Here is a 22,869-nt window from a genome sequence, read left to right on the forward strand (position 1 = left end):
TGCTCAGGACGGATCCGGGCTCAGGACGGGAGCACCATCACCACGACGTCCGGTCCGGCGTCGCCGACCGCGTCGCGCAGCCAGTCCGGTCGCAGTCTCAACACCTCCGACCAGCCCTCCCGGCGGTAGAGGGTCAGCGCCGCGGGATGGACCGGCAGCACCTCGAGGCACGGGTGCCGGCCGGCCGCACGGATGTCGGCCACCACCACGTCGAGCAGCAGCCGGCCGAGTCCGCGACCCCGCGCCTCGACGCCCACGAACAAGGTGCTCACCCAGCCGAGATCGCCGACCTCACAGCCGTGGGCCGCCGTGCACGCGGCGTTGAGGGCCGCGGCGCCGGGGAAGCCGCCGGCGGGGCCGGTCCGGCACACGTGGCCGACCGGGCGGCCGGCGAGCTCGGCCGTCCACGCGGACAGCGCGTCGTCGGCGTGGAGGAACTGCTCGACGGGGACGGGCAGCGGATCGCGGAACGGGTAGCGGCTCGACGACTGCTGGGCGAGCAGCACCTCGGCCAGCACCGGCAGGTCGGCGGTACGACGACGCCGGACCCAGACCTGCTCCACGCCGTGATGGTCGCACGGCTCGCCTTCCGAGGGGCCGCCGCCGTACCGAGGGGCTCGCCTTCTTGAAATGGATACCCTAGGGGGTACTGTATCGATCATGGAGCACGAGCACAGCTACATCGCGAACCGCACCAAGGACGACTACCTCAAGCGGCTGCGGCGCATCGAGGGCCAGGCGCGCGGGCTGCAGCGGATGGTCGAGGAGGAGAAGTACTGCATCGACATCCTCACCCAGGTCTCCGCGATGACGAAGGCCCTCCAGTCGGTCGCGCTGGGCCTGCTCGACGAGCACATGGCGCACTGCGTCGTGGAAGCGGTGCGCGAGGGAGGCGAGGAGGCCGAGATCAAGCTCAAGGAGGCCTCCGACGCCATCGCGCGCCTGGTCCGCTCCTGACCGACCCCGACATCCCACCCGAGATCCGAGAGGACCCTCATGAGCACCACCCAGACCTTCACCGTCAGCGGCATGACCTGCGGCCACTGCGTCGCCTCCGTCACCGAGGAGGTGCAGGAGATCGCCGGCGTCGAGGCCGTCGCGGTCGACCTGCCCACCGGTGCGGTCACCGTCACCAGCGCCGCTCCCCTCGACGGGGCCGCCGTCAAGGCCGCCGTCGAGGAGGCCGGCTACCAGCTCGCATGAACACGCCGACGCGGCTGGCGGGCTTCGGGGCCATCGCGGTCGCCGTGTTCGGCATCGCCCTGCTCGCCGGCCGGCTGACCGGTCCGGTCGACGCGGAGCCCGCCGGGCACGACGACGCGCACGACGACCGCGTCCACCTCGCGCCCGCGACCACCGCCGAGATCCCGGGAGGGCTGATGACGTCCCAGGACGGCTACACCCTCGCCCTCGCCGACGACCGCGCGTCCGCCGGCGACGGCACGCCGGTGAGCTTCACGATCAGCGGCCCGGACGGCGCTCCCGTGACGGCGTACGACGTCCAGCACGAGAAGCAGCTCCACCTGATCGCCGTACGACGGGACTTCAGCGGGTTCCAGCACGTCCACCCGACGCTGCACGACGGCGTCTGGTCGACCGAGCTCGACCTGACGCCCGGGACCTGGCGGCTGTTCGCCGACTTCAAGGCCACCGGCGGCAGCGCCCTCACGCTCGGCGCGGACCTGGCGGTCGAGGGCGACTTCCGGCCGGCGACCACGGCCGGGGAGAGCCGGACCGCGACGGTCGACGGCTACGTGGTCACCCTCGACGGCGACCTGTCGGCCGGCGCCGACGCCCGGCTCACGCTGAGCGTCAGCCGGGACGGCGCGCCGGTCACCGACCTCCAGCCGTACCTCGGCGCCTACGGCCACCTGGTCGCGCTGCGCGCCGGCGACCTCGCCTACCTCCATGTCCACCCGGACGGCGAGCCCGGCGACGGCACGACGCAGCCGGGGCCGGACGTCGTCTTCCACACCGCGGTCCCCAGCGCGGGGACCTACCACCTCTATCTCGACTTCCAGCACGACGGCGTCGTCCGCACCGCGGCGTTCACCGTCACCGCCGGGGGTACCGGGACGACCGAGAGCGACGAGCACGGAGAGAGCAGTGAGCACGGACACTGACCACGCCACGCCCGAGCAGCAGGTCGAGCTCGCGCTGACCGGGATGACCTGCGCGTCCTGCGCGAACCGGATCGAGCGCAAGCTCAACAAGCTCGACGGCGTCACCGCCACGGTCAACTACGCAACCGAGAAGGCGAAGGTGACCTACGCCGACGGCGTCTCGACCGACGACCTGGTGGCCGCCGTCGAGGCGGCGGGGTACGGCGCGTCGCTGCCGCGGCCGCCGTCCACCTCGGGCGGGGGCGGCGAGGACGCGGTGGAGGACGACCCGGTCGCGCCACTGCGCCGGCGGCTGCTCGTCTCGGCGGTGCTGTCGGTGCCGGTGGTCGCGATGGCGATGGTGCCGGCGCTGCAGTTCGACAACTGGCAGTGGCTCTCGCTGACCCTGGCCGCGCCGGTCGTGGTGTGGGGCGCCTGGCCGTTCCACCGGGCGGCGTGGGCCAACCTGCGGCACGGCACGTCCACCATGGACACGCTGATCTCGCTCGGCACGCTGGCCGCGCTGGGCTGGTCGCTGTACGCGCTGTTCTGGGGCACCGCCGGCGAGCCGGGCATGAAGCACCCGTTCGAGCTGACCATCGAGCGCAGCGACGGCAGCGGCAACATCTACCTCGAGGCCGCCGCCGGCGTGACGACCTTCATCCTCGCCGGGCGCTACTTCGAGCAGCGCTCCAAGCGGCGGGCCGGGGCGGCGCTCCGGGCGCTGCTCGAGCTGGGCGCGAAGGAGGTCGCGGTCCTCGGGCCCGACGACACCGAGACACGGGTGCCGGTCGGCGACCTGAAGAGCGGCGACCGGTTCGTCGTACGCCCGGGCGAGAAGATCGCCACCGACGGCGTGGTCGAGCGCGGCAGCTCCGCGGTCGACGCGTCGATGCTGACCGGCGAGTCGGTGCCGGTCGAGGTCGGCGAGGGCGACACCGTGGTCGGCGCCACGGTGAACGCCGGCGGCCGGCTCGTCGTCCGGGCGACCCGCGTCGGCGCGGACACCCAGCTCGCGCAGATGGCGCGGCTGGTCGAGGACGCGCAGAACGGCAAGGCCGAGGTGCAGCGGCTGGCCGACCGGATCTCCGGCGTCTTCGTGCCGATCGTCATCCTGCTCGCGGCCGGGACCCTCGGGTTCTGGCTCGGCACCGGCAACGGCGCCGGCGCGGCGTTCACGGCCGCGGTCGCCGTCCTCATCATCGCGTGCCCCTGCGCCCTCGGCCTGGCCACGCCGACCGCCCTCATGGTCGGCACCGGCCGGGGCGCGCAGCTCGGCATCCTGATCAAGGGGCCCGAGGTGCTGGAGTCGACGCGTGCCGTCGACACCGTCGTCCTCGACAAGACCGGCACCGTCACGACCGGCACCATGGCGCTGCGCGACGTGATCGCCGCCGAGGGCGAGTCCGCAGACGACGTGCTGCGGTACGCCGGCGCGCTCGAGGACTCCTCCGAGCACCCGATCGCCCGGGCGATCGCCTCCGCCGCGCGGGAGCGGGGTCCGCTGCCGGCGGTCGAGGACTTCGCGAACGTCGAGGGGCTCGGCGTGCAGGGCGTGCTGGTCGACGGGGACGCGAGCCACGCCGTCCTGGTGGGGCGGCCGCGGCTGCTCGAGGAGTGGTCGCAGCATCTTCCGCTCGGCCAGCAGCAGGCGCTGGAGGAGGCGCAGGCGACGGGCGGTACGGCGGTCGCGGTCGGCTGGGACGGGCAGGCGCGCGGCGTGGTGGTGGTCGCGGACGCGGTCAAGCCGACCTCGGCCACCGCCATCGCCCAGCTGCGCTCGCTGGGGCTCCGGCCCGTGCTGCTCACCGGCGACAACGCCGTGGTCGCCCGGACGGTGGCGGCCGAGGTCGGGATCGACGAGGCGGACGTGATCGCCGACGTACTCCCCTCCGACAAGGTCGACGTCGTCAAGCGGCTGCAGGGCGAGGGGCGTGTGGTGGCGATGGTCGGGGACGGCGTCAACGACGCCGCCGCGCTCGCGCAGGCCGACCTCGGCCTGGCCATGGGCACCGGCACCGACGTCGCGATCGAGGCCAGCGACCTCACCCTGGTCCGCGGCGACCTGCAGGTCGCGGTCGACGCGATCCGGCTCTCCCGGCGCACCCTCGCCACGATCAAGGGCAACCTGTTCTGGGCGTTCGCCTACAACGTCGCCGCCCTGCCGCTCGCCGCCGCCGGCCTGCTCAACCCGATGCTCGCCGGCGCCGCCATGGCGTTCTCGTCGGTGTTCGTGGTGTCGAACAGCCTGCGGCTGCGGCGGTTCCGCTGACCCCCCGCTCCGTGGGGTCGTGTGCCTGAGACCTCGGAATTCCGGGGTCTCAGGCACACGACTCCCGGAGGACCCGGGCAACCGGTCAGGAATCGAGAAGCAGCAGCGGCCGGGCCCGCCTAGCGTCGGGGACATGAACTCCCTCGACACGATCATCCTGGAGGTGGCCGACCCGGCCGCCGCTCGCGACTTCTACGCCCGGGCCTTCGGCCCGGACCTGCCGCTGGACTTCCGCGCCTCCGACGCCCCGAGCGACGGGTTCCGCGGCTTCCACATCTCCCTCACCATGGCCCAGCCCGCCGACGTGGACGGGCTCGTCGGGACGGCGCTCGCGGCGGGGGCGACCGAGATCAAGCCGGTGGCGAGGTCGCTGTGGGGGTACGGCGGCGTGCTGCGGACGCCGGACGGCTCGATCTGGAAGGTCGTCAGCTCGTCGAAGAGGAACAAGGGCCCCGCCGGCCGGGCGATCGAGAGCGTCGTGCTGCTCATCGGCGCGGACGACGTGGCGGCCAGCAAGCAGTTCTACGTCGACCGCGGGTTCGGGGTGGCGCGCAGCTTCGGCAGGAAGTACGTCGAGTTCGAGCGCGGCTCCGGCACGGTGACCCTCGGGCTGCTCAGCCGCAAGGGGCTGGCCAAGGACGCCGGCGTACCCGCCGACGGCAGCGGCTCGCACCGCGTCGTGCTCGTCGGGGGCAGCGCCGCGGCCACGGACCCGGACGGCTTCGCGTGGGAGCCGGCGGCGGTCAGCGAACCGCGAACCCCAACCACGAACCGATGATGACCGTCGCCACGACGACCTCCACCCGCCGGGAGAGGCGCGTGGGGTAGACCCGGCCCTCGAAGTAGTGGGCGATGAACCCGCGCTCGTTCAGCTTCGGCTTCCCCGCCCCCTCGCGGCCCCAGTCCTCGAGGCGGGAGAGCGGGCACGCCGCGTCGGTCGCAGCCATCCGGCCCCCCACGCGGCGGCAGCCATGTGGGGGATGAAGACCCACGGCATGAGCCAGGCGACGAAGCCGCCGATCACCGTGAAGCCCACGAACAGCATGTGGACGACGAACGCCCCTGCTGCGACCACCCGATGCACGGGAGAAGTGTAGGGCTCCCCGTGGTCGCTCTGCAGGCGGATCCCTCACTCAACCCTCGACCAGTCCCATCGCCGCGAACGCGCGGGCGTAGATCTCCCGCAGCACCCGCTGCTTGCGGGCGTTGTACTGCATCATGTGCTCGCCCGCGGCGCTCGCCGCCGCGGCCGCCTGGAGCTTGGCGGCGGCGTACCGGTCTCGCTCGTCGGGATTGCCGCGGAGCCAGTCGCGGAACAGGCGGTGCCTCACGACCTCCGGGCTGTCGGGGCCGAACACGTGCACGTGACTGACCGGGGAGCCGCCGCGCAGCAGCCGGTGCTCGAACCACCACGGCTCGCGGACCCGCAGCACGAACCCGGCCGCCTCCAGGGCCGGCACGTACGCCGCCTCGTCGGCCGGGTCCGCGACGACCAGGTCCACGTCGATGATCGGCTTGGCCGGGAGGCCGGGGACGGCGGTGGAGCCGACGTGCTCGACGACGAGGGCGCGCCAGCCGAGCGCGCGTCGTACCCGCTGGGCCACGAGGTCGAAGGACGCGGGCCAGCCGGGGTCCGGCGGGACGACCGCCACGTCCGGACTGGGCCCGGTACCGTCCACCCACGGCGTCGCGCCGGGCGGGACGGGCGGGTCGTGGAAGGTGACGATGGCGAGACGGCTCGGCACCCGGCCAACCTACGTCCCGACCAGTCCGTGCTCGTGCGCGAACACCACGATCTGCACCCGGTCCCGCAGCCCGAGCTTGCGCAGGATCGCGCCGACGTGGGTCTTCACCGTCGACTCGCTGAGGAACACCAGGCCGGCGATCTCCTGGTTCGACAGGCCGCGGGCGACGGCGGCGAAGACCTCGCGCTCCTTGTCGGTGAGGGCGAGGTACGTCGCCGGCGGGGCCGCGGCCGCCTTGAACTGGCTGTCGAGCAGGGTGGACAGGTCGGTCGGGGCGAGCACGGCGTTGCCGGCGTGGACGGTGCGGATGGCATCGCGCAGCATCACGGGGGTGGTGCCCTTGAGCAGGAACCCGCTGGCGCCGTACCGGATCGCGGTGGCGGCGCGGTCGTCGAGGTTGAAGGTGGTGAGCACGACGACCCGGACCGGCGTCTCGCGGCGGGCGGCGCGGTCGGGCAGGAAGATCTGCCGGGTCGCCTCGACGCCGTCCATCTCCGGCATCCGGATGTCCATCAGCACCACGTCCGGGGCGAGCTCGTCGACCAGCCGCACCGCCTCGACGCCGTCGGCGGCGGTGCCGACGACCTCCATCCCGTCCTGGGCGTCGACGATCACCCGGACGCCCTCGCGGAACAGCTCCTGGTCGTCGACGAGAAGGACCTTGATCGGCTCGCTCACACCCGCGATTATCGCGACCGCACCGGCACCCAGGCGGTCGCGGTGAACGTCGGCGGGTCGGTCCGGCGGCGTACGTCGAGCCGGCCGCCCACCGCCTCGAGCCGGCGGCGCATGCCGTCGAGCCCCTGGCCGCCGGCGATCGGCGGTGGCGGGAGCGGGACGGCGATCGGGTGGGTCGCCGCGGGCTCCTCCGCCATCAGCGCGTTGCGCACCTCGATCCGCAGGTCGCCGTCCCCCTGACCGGAGGCCCAGTGCCGCTCGACGTGGACCGGCTGGTCGCGCGGGCCGTGCTTGATCGCGTTGGTGAGCATCTCCTGGAGCACCCGGAACGCCACGACGGCGAGCTCGGGCGGCATCGGCTGCGGCGTACCGACGTCGCTGGTGATCACCTCGTGCCCGCTGGCCCGCACGCCCTCGACCAGGCTGTCGAGGTCGGTGTGCTGGGCGGCGGGCGGGGCGGACGCCGGCTGCCCCGAGGTCGAGGCGAGCACCTGCCGGACGTCGTCGAGCGACGAGCGCGCCGAGGTGGCGATATTGGCCATGGTGACCTTGAGGCCCTGGGTGTCGGCGTCCTCGAGGTACTGCGCGGACTCGGCCTGCGCGAGGATCACCGCGAGCGAGTGGCCGACCACGTCGTGGACGTCGCGGGCCAGCTGGGCCTGCTCCTCGCGCAGCCGGGCGATCTCCTCGGCCTGGTCGCGCTCGGCCTCGGCGGCGACCTGGGAGCGCCGCGAGGCCTGGGACCGCGCCGCGAAGCGGAGCGCGAGCCCGAGCAGCCAGGGAGTGGCGAGCAGCGCGACGCCGAGCAGGCCGGCGGTCGCGCGCACGTCGTAGCCGCCGGCCCGGTACGCGTCCTCCGCGAGGCCGCCGATGCCGATCCGCTCGAGTCCCTCGTAGAAGGCGTACGGCGAGAGCCACACCACCGCGATGGCAGCGCCGACGGGGATGGACAGGCCGCTCAGCCAGACCGTCGGGAGCCGCCCCCACCGCGCGCAGCCGAACGCCACGGCCGCGAGCAGCGCCTCGGTGATCATCGGGTCGACACCGGTGAGCACCTGGAGCAGGCCGGTGAACCAGGCGACCGCGAGCGCCGCGCCGGGCAGCGCGCGGGACAGCCCGACCGCGACCGCGACACCGGTGATGACGGCGAGGGGCGGCCACATCTCCGCGGAGGAGTACCGGTTGACGTCGACCAGGCCGAGCACGAACGCCGCGATGCCGGCGAGGAGGTCCGGCAGCCACCGCGTCGCGCGGCTCATGCCGGCACCTCCACCGCCGATGGGCCTGCCGGTCCGCCCGAGGCGCGCCGGCGGGCCCAGCGGCGCTGGAGCGGCGCCTCGACGTACCGCCACGACAGCGCGGCCGCCACCAGGGTCAGCAGCACCGCGGGGAGCGGGGGCAGCCAGAGCGAGAGCGGATAGTTCCAGAGGTACGCCGCGTACGACACGGTCCCCAGCGCCACCAGCGCGCGCAGCGGGCCGGTCACGGTGACCCGGCGCCGGCAGGCGAGGATCAGCACACCGGTCAGCGCGGCGATGGCCGGACCTCCTGCCAGGTAGGTGAGCACGTGTCCTCGCAAGGGAACCACACTCAGCACGGCCAGGACGGCGAGGGCGGCCGGCGCCGCCCAGGAAGGGAGCCGGGCGTCGAGCCGGTCGCCGTACAGCCGGACGGCAGCGCCCACGACGAAGCAGCCGGCCCAGCTGGTGGGCAGGGAGTAGGCGAGGTCCGGGTCCTCGGCCAGCCACCAGGTCGTGGCCAGACAGGCGAGGGCGGTGCCGACGGCGGCGAGCAGGAGCGCGCGACCGCGGCCGAGCAGGAGCAGCACGGCCGGCCAGACCAGGTAGAACTGCTCCTCGGTCGCCAGGGTCCACAGGTGGAAGGTCGCGACGCCGGCGTGGCCGAACGGCAGGTTGCCGGTCCAGGTGAGCGCCCACAGCACGGTCCAACCGAGCTCGTCGCGGTCGCCGAGCGGGTCGAGGAGGAGTGTCACGAGGACGACGCCGGCGACGAGGACCAGGAGCGGCGGCACCAGGCGCAGCGCGCGGCGGGCGTAGAAGTCGCGCAGTCGCGGGCGCCTCTCCAGGACGCCGGTGATCAGGTAGCCCGACAGGGCGAAGAACATGACCACGCCGACGACGCCCGCTCCGGACGCGAGGTCGGGCAGGGCGTGGCGCAGGACGACCAGCCCGACCGCGATCCCGCGGAGCAGGTCGAGCCCGTCCACGCGCTCCGAACCTGGCGGCCTCACCGGTGGGCGCCGCGGACCAGCTCGTCGAGCAGGTCCGGGTAGGCCATGCCGGCGGCGGCGAACATCCGCGGCGCCTGGGAGTGCTCGGTCATGCCGGGCATGGTGTTGACCTCGTTGAGCACCGGCCCGTCCGCGGCGAGGAAGAAGTCGACCCGCGCGACACCCGCGCAGCCGAGCGCCTCGAACACCGCGGTCGCCGCCTCGCGGAGGGCCTTGGCGTCGGTCTCGTCGAGCGGGGCCGGGACCCGGAAGTCCGCATGGCCGCCGTACTTCGCGTCGTAGTCGAAGATCCCGTCGGTCACGATCTCCAGCGCCGGCGGGACGAACAGGCTCCCGTCGGCGCGGCGCAGCACCGCGACATCCACCTCACGGCCGGCCACCAGGTCCTCCACCAGCACCCGGTCGTCGAGGGCGAAGGCCGCGTCCAGCGCGGGCGCCAGCGCCTCCGGTACGTCGACCCGGCTCACGCCCTGGCTGGAGCCGGCCGCGACCGGCTTGACCACGACCGGGTGGGTCCAGCGCAGGTGCGCGGCGGTCGCCCTTGTCGCCAGCACGCCCGGAGCCGTCGCGATCCCGACGGCCCGCGCGACCAGCTTGGTGGCCCACTTGTCCATGGCCAGCGCGCCGGGGCGGATCCCGCTGCCGACGTACGGGAGGCCGGCGAGCTCGGCCAGCGCCGCCAGGGCGCCGTCCTCGCCGCGCGGGCCGTGCACGACCGGGAACATCACGTCGCAGCCGCGCAGCACCTGGGCGGCGCCGCTGAGCCCGATCGGGCGCTGCCCGCGGTCGCGCCAGGTGCCGTCGCGGCCGATGGTGAGCGGGACGACGTCGTACGTCGCGGCGTCGAGCGCCGCGGCCACGGAGGCCGCCGAGGCGAGGGACACGTCGTGCTCGCAGCTCTGCCCGCCGCCGATCACGGCCACCCGGGTCCTCACGCCGGGCTCCCCGAGAGCGCCCGGAGGTGCGGCGTCGCGCGGACCTCGCGCGCGACCCGGGCCCCGATGCCGGTGACGATCTCGTGCTCGATGGTGCCGGCCCAGGTGGCCCACTCGGCGACCGTGGGCTCACCGGCACCTCCGGGACCTCCTGGGCCGAAGACGGTCACGGTCTCCCCCGCCTCGGCGCCGGCCGCTCCGAGGTCGACGACGACCTGGTCCATCGAGATCCGGCCGACGACCGGGCGACGGACGCCGCGGACCAGCACCTCGGCGGAGCCGGACGCGACGCGGGGCAGGCCGTCGGCGTACCCGAGCGGGAGCAGGCCGAGGTGGGTGGCGCGGGCCGTGCGGTGGGCGTGGCCGTAGCCGACGGGGGTGCCGGCGCGGACGCGGCGTACCTGCACCAGGGGGGCGGTCAGCGTCATCGCGGGCTCCAGCGCCGTCGTGCGGGAGGGGTCGATGCCGACCAGGCCCGCGCCGACGCGGCTCATCGTGTGGTGGGTGCGCGGGTCGGCGAGGGTCGCGGCCGTGGCGGCGAGGTGCCGGTCGCGGGGGCGCAGCCCAGCCGAGCGGGCGACCTCGACCGCCCAGGCGAACCGGGTCCGGCCGAGCGCGTTGCACTCGTCGGCCGGGTCGTCGGCGCAGCCGAGATGGCCCATCACGCCGACGACCTCGACCTGCCCGCGGACCTCGGCGCGCCGCGCGGCCCGGCACAGCGCCGCCCACTCCTCCGGCTCCGCGCCGTCGCGGGCCATGCCGGCGTCGACATGCAGGTGGATCCGGCTCCGGCCGGGTGCCGCGGCCACCGCGGCGAGGTGGGCGAGGCTCGGTACCGCCACGTCCACGTCCCGCGCGGCGGCGGTCGCGAAGTCGGCGTCGACCGGGTTGAGCCAGCTGAGGACCGGTACGACGAGGCCCGCGTCCCGCAGCGCCCACGCCTCCGCGAGGCTGGTCACGCCGAGCCGGGTGGCGCCGTGGGCGAGGGCGGTCCGGGCGACGTCGACCGCGCCGTGCCCGAAGCCGTCGGCCTTGACCACGGCCATCAGCTCGCCGGCTGCCCGGTCGGCGAGGGTGCGGGTGTTGCGAGCGACGGCGGCCAGGTCGACGGTCAGCCGCGGCGTACTCGGCACGGCCGCGTGGGACTGCACCGCGAAGCCACCCGGGGTCCCCGCGGAGTTGTGCGTCGGAGGAGCGCAGTGGGGGAGGCGCAGAACTTCGTGGGGTGGTTTCACGCCGCCACCGCCGCGGACAGCGGCCCGTAGACGGCGTGCGGCGCGCCGGTCGTCAACGCCCAGTACCGGTCGCCGTGGCTCCAGTGCCACCACTCGGTCGGGTAGTTCACCAGCCCCTGCGCACCGAGCACGTCCGCGAGGAGGGTGCGGTGCGCCCGGGCATCGGCGCCGATCCCGCCGGCGGCGAACCAGCACCGGCCGTCGCTCTGCTCCGGCGTCGCGTCGATCGGGGTGCCGAGGTCCAGCTCGTCGCCGTAGAGCGCGTCCCAAGAGGTCCCGCCGTCGCGAGCGTCGCGATGCGCGTGCGATGGCAAGGCGCCGGAGCGAAGGCGGGCTGGATGGCCCGTCGAGCTTCGGCAACGCCGCCAGCGTGCGTGCAGCGCGGCGCGCAGCAGGCGGGACCTCTTGGGACGCGCTCTGATGTCGATGAGGGTGAGGTCGACGGCCGCCCCGGCCACGTGGGGTGCCACGTCGACGGGTGCGACGAAGCGACTGGTCAGCCGCTCCAGCTCCCCGGCATCGATGCCGGGGTGCAGCGCGGCCAGCTCGGCGCCGTACGAGCTGACGATGGCGCGCTGGTCCTCCAGCGAGCGGAAGCCCTCGACCACGCGCAGCCGGATGCCGGCGGGCAGCGCGCGGTCCGCGGCCACGAGCCGCTCCGCGAGGCCCGCGCGCACGAGGGCGCCCGCGGGCGAGAGGTCGTGCGGGAGGCGGACCAGCGGCTCGCCGCACTCGACCACGGGCACGGCCCGGACCCGCGGGTCGGACAGGAGGATCGTCATGCCGACGACGCTAGGGACGCGCGGCCCTCGTCCGCCTCCGCCTGAGGTGCCGGTCCGCGGTCCTCAGGTACTGCGGACCGCCCCTACTTGTGCCGCTTCTTGGGGAGCTTGACCTTGACCTTCACGCTCGTCGCCGGGCCGGGCCCGACGGCGCTGACCGCGATCACCGTGACCCGGCAGACGCTCCGTCGCCTTCAGCAGCACCGGGCGTACGGCGTCCGCGGCTCCGCGGTCGAGGTACCCCTCCAGCTCGTCCAGCATCTCCTCGGCATCGCGCGCGACCTCGAACGACCGGCCGTAGTCCACGAGACCGCGCGTGGCCAGCGCATCGCGCACCACCGTCCGCAGCTCCTCCGAGCTCAGGTCGGCGACGACCGCCAGCCCGACGGCGACCAGGTGCTTGCAGAAGTTCCCCTCGGCGTAGTGAGGGCAGGTGCACGAGCCGTCGGGGGAGCCGTCGGCCCACGAGAGGTCCACGAGGTAGACGTTGCGCGCCTGGATGGTCGCCGTAGCGCGGGCACCCACCACCCGCAGCCCGCGGACGTAGCCGACGTAGTCCTCGCCGCGCCCGAAGACCGTCGGTCCGGCGATGTCGAGAAGACGTTCCTCGCTCAGTACAGCGGCCACACCGGCGAACCTAGCCGCCGGCGCCCCCGGCGCACACCTCTCGTCCCCACGACGCTCCCGGCGACTCCGGCACTGTCGTGTCCCCCAGCGCATCGCCAGCCCGGGACCGGCCCAGGTTCCACTCCAGCCAGTCGTCGCCGCCGACCTCGCGCCCGGCGAGGGCGCACTCCCGGTCCCGGCCGGTCAGCTCGGCGAGGGCGGGGACGGCGTCGTCGGAGAGGCCACGGAGGTAGGCCCAGTCGACGCGGCCGGTGTCGTCGTACCGGGCGAGGTTGTGGCGGGCGATCCAGGCGTCCGGGTTGACGAGGGCGAGGCCGAGGAGGCCGACGACGCCGCTGAGCAGGGCGAAGCGGGGCAGCCAGGCGCCCCTCAGGCCGATGCCGCTGACGACGACGGCGACCACCAGGACCCCGAGCCAGCCCTCGAAGACGTCGACGAGCAGCCGGAGGCGGGTGAAGCCGTAGGCCTCCTGGTAGACGTCCATCCGGTACAGCGCCGACGCGACGACGACGAGTGTCTCGACGCAGAGCGCGCCGAGGGCGACGCGGAGCCAGAGCCGGTCGGAGGCGGTCTCGCGCGGGGCCTTGCGGGCGGCCGCCCAGATGACGAGCAGGGTGAGGGCGGTGGCGATGGTGAGCTGGGCGAAGCCCTCGTGGACGTACTCGGCGTAGGTCAGGCCGGTCGTCCGGCGCAGGTAGGCGTGCCCGCCGAACACCACGGTCGCCTGGGCCACGAGAAACACCGCGAACACGCCGACCACCACCAGGACGGGCGCCAGCCACTCGTAGCGGCGCGCCACCGAGCGCGGCGCCGGGGCGTCGCGGTCGACGCGGGGCGGGTTGAGGGCGAGGTACGCCGCCGCGAGGGCGGTCCCGCCGACGGCGATCGTCACGAACGCCCGCAGCACGAAGGTGTCGATCGTCAGGTCGGGCAGCAGCGCGTCGACCCACTCGGCGACCAGCGCGTCCGCCGACACGAACAGGGCGCCGAAGACGACCAGCCCGAGGGCGGACCAGACGACGGTGCGCAGCATGGCCGCGCCGTGCCCGACGACCGGCAGGGCGGCGATCGTCCGGCCCAGCCACGGCATCCCGCGCACCCCGGCCACCGGCCACATCAGCCCGGCCAGCACGAACCCGCCAAGGCTGCGGCCGTGGGTGACCCCGCAGACGCAGAGCGCCGCGCCCGCGAGGAGGCAGAGCACGACCACCCACTCGGCATCCCGTACGACGGCCGTCCCCGCCAGCAGCACGCAGAGTCCCGCGCAGGTGAGTGTGAACGGGTCACGGCGGTCCCGGGCCCCGGCGAGCACGACGGCGCCCGCGGCGAGCAGGACCAGGAAGGTGCCGACGCCCAGCGCCCGCTCGGGCAGCACGATGCCGCCGAGCAGACCGGCGCCGAGGGCGCCGAGCAGGAGCCCGGTGCGGGTGGGGACGTCCCGCTCCGGCCAGAACCCGCCGAGCAGGTCGTCGGTGACCGACGGCGGCGGTGGAACGGGGGCGGGTGCGGTCGGGACGGTCACGGTCTCCTCCTGGATCGGCAGGTCGGGTACGGCGGCCGGGCGGGCCGCGGGCTCGAGGGGCAGCTCGACGCGGACCCGGGCGCCGGTCGCGCCGCCGGGCGGGTCGAGGAAGCCGATGGTGCCGCCGTGCAGGTCGCTCACCCACCGGGCGATGGCCAGGCCCAGGCCGGTTCCCCCGGTGTCGTCGGCGCTCGCACCCAGCGTCCCGAACGGCTCGAAGACCCGCTCCCGCGCGGCCACCGGGACGCCCGGGCCGTCGTCGCGGACCTCCAGCACGTAGCGGCCGTCGTCCCGCTCCGCGGTCACCACGACGGTGCCCCCGGAGGGGCTGTGGCGCGACGCGTTGTCGAGCAGGTTCGCGACCAGCTGGTGGAGCCGGGCCGGGTCGGCGGTCACGACGAGGTCGGCCGGGACCAGCCGGACGTCGTACTCCACGTCGCGACCCAGCGTGCGGGCCTCGGCGACCGCGCCGGCGAGCAGCTCGTCGAGGCGCACCGGCTGCGGGGAGAGCGGCGCCCGGCCGGCGTCCACGCGGGCCAGGTCGAGCAGGTCCTCGACCAGTCCGCTCATCCGCTCGGCCTGCGCGAGCGCGGTCGCGAGCACGGCGGGATCGTCGGGGACCACACCGTCGACGACGTTCTCGAGGACCGCGCGCAGGCCGGCGAGCGGCGTACGCAGCTCGTGACTGACGTTGGCCACCAGCTCCCGGCGCTGCCGGTCGACGCCGGCGAGATCGTGGGCCATCGTGTTGAACGCCCGCGCGAGCTCGCCCACCTCGTCGCGGGCGCCGTCGGGGACGCGGACGGCGTAGTCCCCGGTCGCCATCCGGCGCGCGGCGGCGGTCATCTGCCGCAGCGGCGAGGTCATCCCGACGGCGAGCAGCTGGGTCAGCGCGAGCGCGAGGCCGATCGTGACCGGGATGGTCAGCCAGACGGGTACGCCGCCGGAGCGGCCGAGCGCGGCGACCAGGGCGGCGATCGTGGCGCTCGCCGCGACGAGGACGCCGAGCTTGACCTTGATCGAGCGGATGCCGACCAGGGGCTGCACCGCCCTGCCGGGCGCGCCCCATGCGAACTTGTCGTCCATCTGCCTATTCCTCGACAGATTCGCATGGGGCGCGGTTCCCCGGGACCTCGAGGGCGTAGCCCACGCCGTGGGCGGTCCGGACCAGGTCCGCGCCGACCTTGGCGCGCAGCCCCTTCACGTGGCTGTCGACCGTGCGGGTCCCGGTCGCGCCGTCCCAGCCCCAGACCTCGGCGAGCAGCCGCTCCCGGGTCACCACCGCACCCGGCGTCGCGGCCAGGCAGAGCAGCAGGTCGAACTCGGTCGGCGTCAGCCGGACCTCCTGCTCGCCCCGCCACACCCGCCGGGCCGGCCCGTCCACGCGCAGGTCGCCGAGCTCCAGCGCGCGCCGCCCGGCGAGCTCCGCGGCCCGGTCGACCCGGCGCAGCAGCGCGGCCACCCGGGCCACCAACTCCCGCATCCGGAACGGCTTCGTCAGGTAGTCGTCCGCCCCCACCCCCAGCCCGACCAGCACGTCCGCCTCGTCCGTGCGGGCGGTGAGCATGAGCACCGGCACCGGGCGGTCGGCCTGGATCCGGCGGCACACCTCGTGGCCGTCGTACCCGGGGAGCATGACGTCGAGCAGCACCAGGTCCGGCGCGTGCTCGCCGTACGCCGCCACCGCGCCCGGCCCGTCGAAGGCCCGCACGACGTCGTACCCCTCGGCCTGGAGGCGGTCCGCGACCGCCTGGTTGATGACCGGGTCGTCCTCGACCACGAGGACCCGACGGCGCACGCTCTCCAGGGGCATGCCCCGAGGCTACGAGCGTGCGGCGCCGGAAGACGGGGACGACGTGTGGAGGTTCTGTGCAGATCGGCTCCCCGGCTCCCAGCCGGCTCCCAGTCCGCCGGCGCATGCTCCGCGTATGGAACGCGTCATCGCCACCACCGTCCCGGTGCCCCGCCCGGCCGCGGAGGTCGCCGGCTACGTCCTCGACTGGGGCAACGACCCGCGGTGGCGCTCGCGGGTGACCTCGCTGATGTGTACGCCGCCCGGACGGGCCGAGGTCGGACAGCGGCAGGTCGAGCGCCTCACCTTCTGGGGGATGCGGTTCGAGACGCACACCGAGGTCGTCGCGGCCGACGCCCTGCACGCCGGGTACGTCGGCGGCCAGCCGCCCGTCGAGGTGCGCGGCCACCGGCAGGTCGAGCCGGACGGCCCGGATCGCTGCACCCTCACCGTCCTCACCCGGCTCCGGCTCAGTGGCGCGATCCGGCTCGCCGCCCCACTGCTCGTGCCCGCCTACCGGCGGGGCGACCGGGCCGACCTGGACCGCTTGGTCGCGCTGCTCGCCGGTCAGGCCGGCGACTGAGCCGCGATCTCGTCCTCGATGAACCGGTCCCGGGTGGCGTAGCGGCCGCACAGGTACAGCGGGACGCACAGCGCGAGGAGGACGAGGACCGACACGGTCCAGGTCCCGGTCATCGCGTGCAGGACGCCGACGCCGAACGGGCCGGCGGCGGCGAGGAGGTAGCCGGTGGACTGGGTGAAGCCGGAGAGGGCGGCGGTGCCCTCGGGGGTGCGACTGCGCAGGCCGATGAGGGTGAGGACGAGCGGGAAGGTGCTCGCGCCGACGCCGATCGCCAGCGCCCACAGCCAGCCGAGCGGCCGCGGCTGGGCGAGGAAGCCGAGGTAGCCGATCGGGTAGCAGGCGATGAGGACGGTGAGCAGCATCCGCTGGTCGCGGAGGCGGGCGGCGAGGATGGGGATCAGCAGCGACAGCGGGATGCTGGCGCCGGTGACGATGCCGAGCAGGACGCCGGCGGCCTCGGGGGAGTACCCCGCGTCGCGGCACATCTGCGCGAACCAGCCGAACATGGCGTACGCCTGCAGCGACTGGAGCCCGAACGCCCCGGCCATCGCCCAGCCCAGGCGGGTGCGGGCGATCGCGGCGACCCCGAGGGACCGGGTACGGCGGCCCACGTGGAGGTCGTGCCCGATCAGCCCGATCCACGGCAGGATCGCGATGGCCGCGGTCGCCGCCCACACCCCGAGGCCGCGGACGTAGTCGACGTCGCCCCCGTCGGCGGTGCCGGCGATCGGCACGCTCAGCGCGGAGGACGCGGTCAGCCCGATCGCCATCGACGTCGTGTAGACGGCGGTGAGCAGGCCGACGTGCCCGGGGAAGTGCAGCTTCACCAGCGACGGCATCAGCACGTTCGCGGTCGCGGCTCCTGCGAGCGCGGCGAAGGAGAGCACGAGGAAGAGCCAGCCCTGGTGCACCTCGCCGCGCCCCCACAGGCAGCCGGTGAGCAGCACCAGGCCGAGCAGGGTGACCCGGTGCAGCCCGAGCCACGACGCGAGCCGCGGCGCCGCGCCGCCGACCACCGCGAAGCAGACCACCGGCAGCGTGGTGAGCAGGCCGGCCTGGGTGTCGCCGAGGGGCACGCCGGCGCGGATCTCCTCCAGCAGCGGCCCGACGCTCGACGCCGCCGGGCGCAGGTTGAAGGCGAGGACCACGATCCCCAGGACGACCAGGACCCGCTGGAGGCGGGTGTCGCGGGCGACGTCGGGGGCGGTGGCGGTGGTCACGAGGTCATGTAACACCCCCGTAACAGAGCGGATTCCGCTGGGGCGCGACTCACCGGTAGGTCACCCGGCGCACCAGCACCTCGAAGGGCCCCCGGCGCCCGTGCCGCGCCAGGCCGTCCGCCAGTACGACGGTCGCGACCCAGGTCGCGACGGCGAGCAGCGCCGTCGTGGTGACCGTGAGGGTGCCGGCGAGGCCGAGCAGGAAGGGCGTGAACACCACCGCCCACACCACCGACTGCGCGAGATAGCAGGTCATCGAGCGCTGCCCGGTCGCCGCGAGGGCGTCGATCACCCGACCGCGGCGGCCCTCGACCAGGCCCTCCAGCGGCCGGGCGAGGAGGGTGACCAGGGCGGCGGACCCGAGGCCTCCGGCGACACCCGTCGCGTCGTGCAGCGGGCCGATCAGCTCCAGCACGCCGTCTCCCGGGACCGGGGTGACGCCGGCCAGCATGAGCGCCACCGGCTGGGCGCCGAGCACCGCGGCGGCGAGGCCCACGACCGCGACGACGGTGAGCAGGCGGCGGTAGCGCTCGGGCTGCTCGAGCAGCCGGCGCCGGCCCGCCCACAGGCCGAGCAGGAAGGGACAGGCGAAGCCGAGCGGACCCACCAGCGCGATGAACGCCACCACCACCGGCCGCTCCGCGAGCAGGGTCGCCAGGTCGGGCGGCAGCATCGAGGGATCCGGCCCCTCGGTGCTCACCGTCGAGGAGTCCGCCGACGGCAGCGCGTTGAGCAGGAAGAAGAACCCGGCCACCACCAGCAGCCACCGGTCGGACCACCGCACGGCCCAGGCGCCGACGAGCAGCAGCACGCCGTACATCGCGAGGATGTCGCCCACGAAGAACAGGATCCCGTCGACCGCCCCCACCGCGATCAGCACCGCGCTGCGCCGCCACAGCAGCCGCCGCACCTGCCGTGGCGTGGCCCCCGCGGCGGCCCGGCGGCTCGCGATGTGCGCGACGCCGTACCCGAAGAGGAAGCCGAACATCGGGAACGCCCGCCCGTCGACGAAGGTCGCTATCACCCAGGTCACCGCCGCGTCGAGGGCCGAGCCGTCCACCGGGAAGCCGCCGCGGATCGGCGTACCGGGCGACGGGCCCGTCAGGAAGTAGTGGGAGTTGGCGAGCGCGATGAACAGCAGCATGCAGCCGCGGGCGAGGTCCGGCCCGAGCGCCCGCGCCGAGAGCGCGACGGGACCTTCGCTGGTGATGCTCACCCCGCCAGTCAATCCGCGCCGCGGCGCTCGCACATCGGTCCCCGGTCGGCGACCGCCCCCTACTTCGGTCGGGCGCCGTGCCGGCGCCTCAGTGGTTCCCTAGGACCAGGTGCCGGGCGGGACCAGGGCGAGCACGTCCGGGTCGGTCCACGTCTCGACGCCGACCACCCGGCCGTCGACGACGGTGAACGCCATCACGCTGAACACCGCGTCGTGCAGCGTGATCACCGCACCGGCCCGGCCGTCGACGAGGACCGGGTGCACCACGCGGTCGGGGTGGGCGAACATCAGCGCGTTGCGGGCGATCGTGTCGGCGCCGCGGTACTCCACCACGCCGCCGCGCAGCGCGCCGAGGTCGGAGCGGAGCACGACGTCGGGGGCCAGCACGCCCACGAGCCGCTCGAGGTCGCCGGCGTGCGCGGCGGCGAAGAACGCGTCGACGACCTCGCGCTGCCGGGCCGGGCGGTCGGGCCGGACGACGTCCGTGCCGCGGACCCGGCGGCGGGCGCGGCTGGCGAGCTGACGGGTCGCGGCCGGCGTGCGCTCCACGATCGGCGCGATGTCGTCGAACGGCACCCCGAACAGGTCGTGCAGCACGAACGCGATCCGCTCCGCCGGGCCCAGCTGGTCGAGCACGACCAGCAGCGCCAGGCCCACCGAGTCGGCGAGCAGCGCCTGCTCCTCGGGCTGCGCGCCGTCGTACGGCGTGACGAGGGGGTCGGGCAGCCGCTCGACCCGGTCCTCCAGGGAGTCCTCGCGGCGGGTCGCGCGGGAGCGGAGGGTGTTGAGCGCGATCCGGCCGACGACCGTGGTGAGCCAGCCGCCGAGGTTGTCGATCTCGGCGGCGCCGGTGCGGTGCAGGCGCAGCCAGGCCTCCTGGACCGCGTCCTCGGCCTCGGTGACCGAGCCGAGCACGCGGTAGGCGACGGTGTGCAGGTGCCGGCGGTGCTGCTCGAAGGCCGCGGCCAGGGCGTCGTCGTTCACGGGCGTTCCTCTCCTCGGGGCCCTGTTGACCCGCCGCGGCCCGCCGATGTGACAGGCCGCGGATTCTTCCGCGGATCTCCCCCGATCCGGTCACACTCCGGCGCCGCCGCGGGTCAGGGACGCGACCGACCGAGATCGAACCGAGGAGAACACGATGACCACCGTCGAGCCCCGCATGGCCAACCCCGCCCAGATCCTCCCCGACGCCTTCAAGGGCATCGGCAGCCTGCTGACCGCCGTCGCCAAGGGCGGCGTACCGACCGCCACCCTGGAGCTGGTCGCCCTCCGCGCCAGCCAGATCAACGGGTGCAGCGCCTGTGTGCAGGGCCACCTCGAGGCGCTGCAGTCCGCCGGCGAGTCGATGGACCGCGTCGTCGGCGTCGCGGCGTGGGGCGAGTCGCCGTACTTCGACGAGGCCGAGCGCGCCGCCCTCGCCCTCACCGACGCCCTCACCCGCCTCGCCGACAGCCACGACCCGGTCCCGGACGAGCTGTGGCAGGAGGTCACGAAGCACTACGACGAGAGGCAGGCCGCCGCGCTGCTGCTCCAGATCGCGACGCTCAACCTGTTCAACCGGGTCAACGTCGCGGTTCGCGAGCGGGCGGACGCACCGAGCTGGAAGCGGGCCGGCTGACCTTCGGGCCGACCCCCGGGCCGAGCCTCGTCTGCAGGAGCCGGACGACCTCGCGCGGCTCGTCGACCCAGAACCCGACCCGGTCGACGAGCCGCTCGCCGTCGTGGGTGGCGAGGACCGTGGGCCCGACGAGGGCGAGCTCGACGTTGGTCCGGTGGCCCGGGCCGACCAGCAGCAGCCCGTCGTCCTCGTACACCGTCCTGACCAGGCCCTCGAACTCGTGCTCGACGCCACGGACGGCGACGACGGCGTCGAGGGGTACGTCGACCCGGAACCGTGGGCCGTTGCGGATCCGGAGCCGGTCGGCGAGCACCAGGTGCCGGCGGACGGAGAAGGAGGCGGCCATGCCGAGCATCCAGAGGGCGCCCCACATCCCGACGACGAACAGCGGGATCCGCGCGACGTGCGCCCAGGTGGCGTCGATGCTGCGCAGCACCAGCTCGAGGGCGGCCACCTCGGCGAAGGAGCCGAAGATCCACAGCCACAGGACGGGAGCCGTCAGCCGGCCGTACCCGAGCTGGATGGCACCGGCGGGCGCGTCGGGCCGGCGGACGATCCACCGGGCGAGATTGCGCCAGATCGCCAGCTCCACCTGGACGGCGTCCTCGAGGACGCGTCGGAGGCGGTTCACGGCTCCACCTCCGCCATGAGCGCGGTGAAGCGCGCGATCGTCTCGTCGAGCACGGCCGTGAAGTCGGCGAGGCGGTCCGCGGGCAGGTCGCCGAACAGCTGCTGCGCGAGGTCGTCGTAGCTCGCCCGGTTCTCCTCGATGACCGCCCGCCCGGCGGCCGTCGGCGTCACCAGGATGGCCCGGCGGTCGGCCGGGTGCGGCTCGCGGGTCACGTGGCCGGAGGCGACGAGGCCGTCGACCAGGCCGGTGACATTGCGGGGCGTCACGTCCAGGGCGGCGGCCAGCCGCTGCTGGGTCGTCGGACCGTCGAGGCCGAGCTGCCACAGCAGGTGGATGCGGGCGGCGGAGAGGCCGGACGCGCGCTCGTACCTGCTCAGGTCGGTCGAGATCAGCATCGACACGTGCATCAGCCGGTCGATCGCCTCGCGCGGTGTCCGTCGTGTCATGTGGTGAATCTACTGCATGATGTAGTTGATTCACCAATTTCGGATCGTGACCCCCTACGCTCGGAGGACACCGAAGGAGTCCTATGAACCTCGTCGTCTGGATCGTCACCGCCCTGCTGGCCGCGCTCTTCCTCATGGCCGGCACGATGAAGCTCGCCAAGTCCAAGGAGCAGCTCCTCGCCGACCCGAGGATGGGCTGGGCCGAGCCGTTCCCCGCGAACCTGATCAAGCTCATCGGCGCCGCCGAGGTGCTCGGCGCGCTCGGCCTGGTCCTGCCCGGGGCGCTGGACATCGCCACCTGGCTGGTCCCCGCGGCGGCCATCGGCCTGGCGATCATCATGGTCGGCGCCATCGTCACCCACGCCCGCCGCGGTGAGCTGCCCAATATCGGGATGAACGTCGTGCTGCTGGTGCTCAGCGTGTTCGTGGCGGTGGAGCGGATCGGCCCGCAGGCGTTCTGAGGGAGGTCGCCCGCACCCGTCGGCCGATCAAGGGCACCACGGACCGGACCCGCATCGACTCGGTGGCACGGCCTCGAGGCAGCCGTCCGGGTCGGCGCCCGACCGCGCCACGTCCCGGAGCCGGTCGCGGGCGGAGGGGGCGCGGAGCAGCCGCTCGAAGGTCCACGCGCGGTGCCGGTCGTCCAGCGGTCGAGGTGGCGACCAGGGCGGCGCCGGCGGCCGGCCGCGCGTACCAGGAGGTCGGGCGGCCGCGGCGCATCAGGCGGTCCGGTCCGCGCGGAGGATGCTGTAGGAGTAGCAGTCGTGGAAGGCGCCGTGGCGCCACTGCGCGCCCCGGACCGTGCCCTCGCGGGTGAAGCCCGCCTTCTCCAGGGCCCGCTGCTCGGCGACGTTCTCGACGTCGGTGCTCGCCTCGACCCGGTTGACCGTGGTGTGCCGGAAGAACAGGTCGACGAGCGCCCGCTGGGCGGCGGTCCCGGCGCCGCGGCCGCGCGCCTCCGGGCGCAGCCAGATCCCGATCATCGGGTTCCGCGACTCCGGCATCGGCCCCCACTGCATCCAGATCCAGCTCACGCTCCCCAGCAGCGACCCGGCCGCGGCGTCGCAGACGGCCAGGCCGCCGGGCTCGCGCAGGACCGGGGAGTACGGCTCGGTGCGCGGCGGGCGGGGACCGAAGTCGTCGTACGGCGCGTCGCCGCCCGCCAGCAGCGGCAGGTCGTCGGCCACGACCGGACGCAGCACGATCTCCATGGC

27 protein-coding genes are annotated in these 22,869 nt (G+C 74.5%); 8 read left to right on the plus strand and 19 right to left on the minus strand.

From position 1 onward, the window contains the following. Positions 1 to 20: 20 nt before the first annotated feature. Positions 21 to 563, minus strand: coding sequence for a GNAT family N-acetyltransferase (locus FIV44_RS14555; protein ID WP_181411186.1), 543 nt, complete (start codon positions 561 to 563; stop codon positions 21 to 23). A gap of 97 nt (positions 564 to 660) precedes the next feature. Here FIV44_RS14555 and FIV44_RS14560 point away from each other — a divergent pair, with 97 nt between their 5' ends. The 5 genes from FIV44_RS14560 to FIV44_RS14580 all read left to right on the plus strand — a co-directional run bounded on the left by FIV44_RS14560 (position 661) and on the right by FIV44_RS14580 (position 5,152). Then, positions 661 to 957 carry a metal-sensitive transcriptional regulator gene (locus FIV44_RS14560; protein WP_181411187.1) on the plus strand — a complete coding sequence of 99 codons (297 nt, stop codon included), beginning with the start codon at positions 661 to 663 and terminating at the stop codon, positions 955 to 957. 39 nt (positions 958 to 996) lie between these two features. Further along, complete coding sequence (locus FIV44_RS14565; protein WP_141005064.1) at positions 997 to 1,203, plus strand: heavy-metal-associated domain-containing protein; 207 nt, start codon at positions 997 to 999, stop codon at positions 1,201 to 1,203. Beyond that, positions 1,200 to 2,123 carry a hypothetical protein gene (locus tag FIV44_RS14570; RefSeq protein ID WP_141005065.1) on the plus strand — a complete coding sequence of 308 codons (924 nt, stop codon included), beginning with the start codon at positions 1,200 to 1,202 and terminating at the stop codon, positions 2,121 to 2,123. Before FIV44_RS14565 ends, FIV44_RS14570 begins: the two co-directional genes overlap by 4 nt. Before the next feature lie 43 nt (positions 2,124 to 2,166). Next, on the plus strand, positions 2,167 to 4,374 hold the full coding sequence (locus tag FIV44_RS14575; RefSeq protein WP_141007888.1) for a heavy metal translocating P-type ATPase: 2,208 nt from the start codon (positions 2,167 to 2,169) through the stop codon (positions 4,372 to 4,374). 133 nt (positions 4,375 to 4,507) lie between these two features. Then, complete coding sequence (locus FIV44_RS14580; RefSeq protein ID WP_141005066.1) at positions 4,508 to 5,152, plus strand: VOC family protein; 645 nt, start codon at positions 4,508 to 4,510, stop codon at positions 5,150 to 5,152. Here the strand turns inward: FIV44_RS14580 and FIV44_RS14585 are convergent. The 12 genes from FIV44_RS14585 to FIV44_RS14640 all read right to left on the minus strand — a co-directional run bounded on the left by FIV44_RS14585 (position 5,118) and on the right by FIV44_RS14640 (position 15,962). After that, positions 5,118 to 5,321, minus strand: a complete 204-nt coding sequence (locus FIV44_RS14585) for a DUF2784 family protein (RefSeq protein ID WP_141005067.1) — start codon at positions 5,319 to 5,321, stop codon at positions 5,118 to 5,120. The two genes, FIV44_RS14580 and FIV44_RS14585, sit on opposite strands and share 35 nt — an antisense overlap. Further along, positions 5,243 to 5,458, minus strand: coding sequence for a DUF2784 family protein (locus FIV44_RS34060; protein WP_141005068.1), 216 nt, complete (start codon positions 5,456 to 5,458; stop codon positions 5,243 to 5,245). Before FIV44_RS34060 ends, FIV44_RS14585 begins: the two co-directional genes overlap by 79 nt. Before the next feature lie 49 nt (positions 5,459 to 5,507). After that, positions 5,508 to 6,119 carry a GrpB family protein gene (locus FIV44_RS14595; protein WP_219996454.1) on the minus strand — a complete coding sequence of 204 codons (612 nt, stop codon included), beginning with the start codon at positions 6,117 to 6,119 and terminating at the stop codon, positions 5,508 to 5,510. Positions 6,120 to 6,128: 9 nt separating this feature from the next. Then, entirely contained in the window at positions 6,129 to 6,797 is a 669-nt protein-coding gene (locus FIV44_RS14600) for a response regulator (protein WP_141005069.1), read from the minus strand. A gap of 8 nt (positions 6,798 to 6,805) precedes the next feature. Further along, complete coding sequence (locus FIV44_RS14605) at positions 6,806 to 8,056, minus strand: sensor histidine kinase (protein WP_141005070.1); 1,251 nt, start codon at positions 8,054 to 8,056, stop codon at positions 6,806 to 6,808. Further along, positions 8,053 to 9,024 (minus strand): acyltransferase family protein, encoded by a 972-nt coding sequence (locus FIV44_RS14610; protein WP_219996455.1) that lies wholly within the window; start codon positions 9,022 to 9,024, stop codon positions 8,053 to 8,055. The genes FIV44_RS14605 and FIV44_RS14610 overlap by 4 nt, the downstream gene beginning before the upstream one ends. A gap of 20 nt (positions 9,025 to 9,044) precedes the next feature. Then, positions 9,045 to 9,983: a D-alanine--D-alanine ligase family protein gene (locus tag FIV44_RS14615; RefSeq protein WP_141005072.1), complete on the minus strand. Its 939-nt coding sequence runs from the start codon at positions 9,981 to 9,983 to the stop codon at positions 9,045 to 9,047. Beyond that, a complete protein-coding gene (gene alr / locus FIV44_RS14620; RefSeq protein ID WP_141005073.1) occupies positions 9,980 to 11,134 on the minus strand; it encodes an alanine racemase in 1,155 nt (384 codons plus the stop codon). Before alr ends, FIV44_RS14615 begins: the two co-directional genes overlap by 4 nt. A gap of 80 nt (positions 11,135 to 11,214) precedes the next feature. Then, positions 11,215 to 12,000: a M15 family metallopeptidase gene (locus FIV44_RS14625; protein ID WP_246086959.1), complete on the minus strand. Its 786-nt coding sequence runs from the start codon at positions 11,998 to 12,000 to the stop codon at positions 11,215 to 11,217. 63 nt (positions 12,001 to 12,063) lie between these two features. Further along, the gene (locus FIV44_RS14630) at positions 12,064 to 12,627 is read right to left on the minus strand and encodes an SWIM zinc finger family protein (RefSeq protein WP_181411189.1); all 564 of its coding nucleotides are present in this window, start codon (positions 12,625 to 12,627) and stop codon (positions 12,064 to 12,066) included. 10 nt (positions 12,628 to 12,637) lie between these two features. Continuing rightward, a complete protein-coding gene (locus FIV44_RS14635; RefSeq protein ID WP_141005075.1) occupies positions 12,638 to 15,235 on the minus strand; it encodes a DUF4153 domain-containing protein in 2,598 nt (865 codons plus the stop codon). Positions 15,236 to 15,239: 4 nt separating this feature from the next. Further along, positions 15,240 to 15,962 (minus strand): response regulator transcription factor, encoded by a 723-nt coding sequence (locus FIV44_RS14640; protein WP_141005076.1) that lies wholly within the window; start codon positions 15,960 to 15,962, stop codon positions 15,240 to 15,242. A gap of 115 nt (positions 15,963 to 16,077) precedes the next feature. On the opposite strand from FIV44_RS14640, the gene FIV44_RS14645 reads away from it, so the two are divergent. Continuing rightward, positions 16,078 to 16,524 (plus strand): SRPBCC family protein, encoded by a 447-nt coding sequence (locus FIV44_RS14645; RefSeq protein WP_181411190.1) that lies wholly within the window; start codon positions 16,078 to 16,080, stop codon positions 16,522 to 16,524. Here FIV44_RS14645 and FIV44_RS14650 read toward each other — a convergent pair. The 3 genes from FIV44_RS14650 to FIV44_RS14660 all read right to left on the minus strand — a co-directional run bounded on the left by FIV44_RS14650 (position 16,509) and on the right by FIV44_RS14660 (position 19,944). After that, positions 16,509 to 17,744, minus strand: a complete 1,236-nt coding sequence (locus FIV44_RS14650; RefSeq protein WP_141005078.1) for a CynX/NimT family MFS transporter — start codon at positions 17,742 to 17,744, stop codon at positions 16,509 to 16,511. The two genes, FIV44_RS14645 and FIV44_RS14650, sit on opposite strands and share 16 nt — an antisense overlap. Positions 17,745 to 17,793: 49 nt before the next feature. Beyond that, on the minus strand, positions 17,794 to 18,960 hold the full coding sequence (locus FIV44_RS14655; protein ID WP_246086960.1) for a DUF418 domain-containing protein: 1,167 nt from the start codon (positions 18,958 to 18,960) through the stop codon (positions 17,794 to 17,796). A gap of 99 nt (positions 18,961 to 19,059) precedes the next feature. Further along, the gene (locus tag FIV44_RS14660) at positions 19,060 to 19,944 is read right to left on the minus strand and encodes a sigma-70 family RNA polymerase sigma factor (protein ID WP_141005079.1); all 885 of its coding nucleotides are present in this window, start codon (positions 19,942 to 19,944) and stop codon (positions 19,060 to 19,062) included. A 154-nt stretch (positions 19,945 to 20,098) separates the two neighbouring features. On the opposite strand from FIV44_RS14660, the gene FIV44_RS14665 reads away from it, so the two are divergent. Continuing rightward, complete coding sequence (locus FIV44_RS14665; protein ID WP_246086961.1) at positions 20,099 to 20,578, plus strand: carboxymuconolactone decarboxylase family protein; 480 nt, start codon at positions 20,099 to 20,101, stop codon at positions 20,576 to 20,578. Here the strand turns inward: FIV44_RS14665 and FIV44_RS14670 are convergent. Next, on the minus strand, positions 20,523 to 21,209 hold the full coding sequence (locus tag FIV44_RS14670) for a hypothetical protein (protein WP_141005080.1): 687 nt from the start codon (positions 21,207 to 21,209) through the stop codon (positions 20,523 to 20,525). The genes FIV44_RS14665 and FIV44_RS14670 overlap by 56 nt on opposite strands. Continuing rightward, on the minus strand, positions 21,206 to 21,655 hold the full coding sequence (locus tag FIV44_RS14675) for a MarR family winged helix-turn-helix transcriptional regulator (RefSeq protein WP_141005081.1): 450 nt from the start codon (positions 21,653 to 21,655) through the stop codon (positions 21,206 to 21,208). Before FIV44_RS14675 ends, FIV44_RS14670 begins: the two co-directional genes overlap by 4 nt. An 83-nt stretch (positions 21,656 to 21,738) precedes the next feature. Between FIV44_RS14675 and FIV44_RS14680 the strand changes: the two genes are divergently transcribed. After that, positions 21,739 to 22,116, plus strand: a complete 378-nt coding sequence (locus tag FIV44_RS14680) for a DoxX family protein (RefSeq protein WP_141005082.1) — start codon at positions 21,739 to 21,741, stop codon at positions 22,114 to 22,116. A 258-nt stretch (positions 22,117 to 22,374) separates the two neighbouring features. Here FIV44_RS14680 and FIV44_RS14685 read toward each other — a convergent pair whose 3' ends face one another. After that, positions 22,375 to 22,866, minus strand: a complete 492-nt coding sequence (locus FIV44_RS14685; RefSeq protein WP_141005083.1) for a GNAT family N-acetyltransferase — start codon at positions 22,864 to 22,866, stop codon at positions 22,375 to 22,377. Positions 22,867 to 22,869: the final 3 nt, after the last annotated feature.

Origin of the sequence: Nocardioides humi (genome assembly GCF_006494775.1) — a bacterium.
In the GTDB taxonomy this organism is placed as follows: Bacteria; Actinomycetota; Actinomycetes; order Propionibacteriales; family Nocardioidaceae; genus Nocardioides; species Nocardioides humi.

Excerpts from the sequence above, each read along its gene's own strand:
- FIV44_RS14560 (WP_181411187.1), top strand. The coding sequence starts at position 661 with ATGGAGCACGAGCACAGCTACATCGCGAACCGCACCAAGGACGACTAC.
- FIV44_RS14565 (WP_141005064.1), top strand. The coding sequence starts at position 997 with ATGAGCACCACCCAGACCTTCACCGTCAGCGGCATGACCTGCGGCCAC.
- FIV44_RS14570 (WP_141005065.1), top strand. The coding sequence starts at position 1,200 with ATGAACACGCCGACGCGGCTGGCGGGCTTCGGGGCCATCGCGGTCGCC.
- FIV44_RS14575 (WP_141007888.1), top strand. The coding sequence starts at position 2,167 with ATGACCTGCGCGTCCTGCGCGAACCGGATCGAGCGCAAGCTCAACAAG.
- FIV44_RS14580 (WP_141005066.1), top strand. The coding sequence starts at position 4,508 with ATGAACTCCCTCGACACGATCATCCTGGAGGTGGCCGACCCGGCCGCC.
- FIV44_RS14585 (WP_141005067.1), bottom strand. The coding sequence starts at position 5,321 with ATGGCTGCGACCGACGCGGCGTGCCCGCTCTCCCGCCTCGAGGACTGG.
- FIV44_RS14605 (WP_141005070.1), bottom strand. The coding sequence starts at position 8,056 with ATGAGCCGCGCGACGCGGTGGCTGCCGGACCTCCTCGCCGGCATCGCG.
- FIV44_RS14625 (WP_246086959.1), bottom strand. The coding sequence starts at position 12,000 with ATGACGATCCTCCTGTCCGACCCGCGGGTCCGGGCCGTGCCCGTGGTC.
- FIV44_RS14635 (WP_141005075.1), bottom strand. The coding sequence starts at position 15,235 with ATGGACGACAAGTTCGCATGGGGCGCGCCCGGCAGGGCGGTGCAGCCC.
- FIV44_RS14640 (WP_141005076.1), bottom strand. The coding sequence starts at position 15,962 with ATGCCCCTGGAGAGCGTGCGCCGTCGGGTCCTCGTGGTCGAGGACGAC.
- FIV44_RS14645 (WP_181411190.1), top strand. The coding sequence starts at position 16,078 with ATGGAACGCGTCATCGCCACCACCGTCCCGGTGCCCCGCCCGGCCGCG.
- FIV44_RS14665 (WP_246086961.1), top strand. The coding sequence starts at position 20,099 with ATGACCACCGTCGAGCCCCGCATGGCCAACCCCGCCCAGATCCTCCCC.
- FIV44_RS14675 (WP_141005081.1), bottom strand. The coding sequence starts at position 21,655 with ATGACACGACGGACACCGCGCGAGGCGATCGACCGGCTGATGCACGTG.
- FIV44_RS14680 (WP_141005082.1), top strand. The coding sequence starts at position 21,739 with ATGAACCTCGTCGTCTGGATCGTCACCGCCCTGCTGGCCGCGCTCTTC.
- FIV44_RS14685 (WP_141005083.1), bottom strand. The coding sequence starts at position 22,866 with ATGGAGATCGTGCTGCGTCCGGTCGTGGCCGACGACCTGCCGCTGCTG.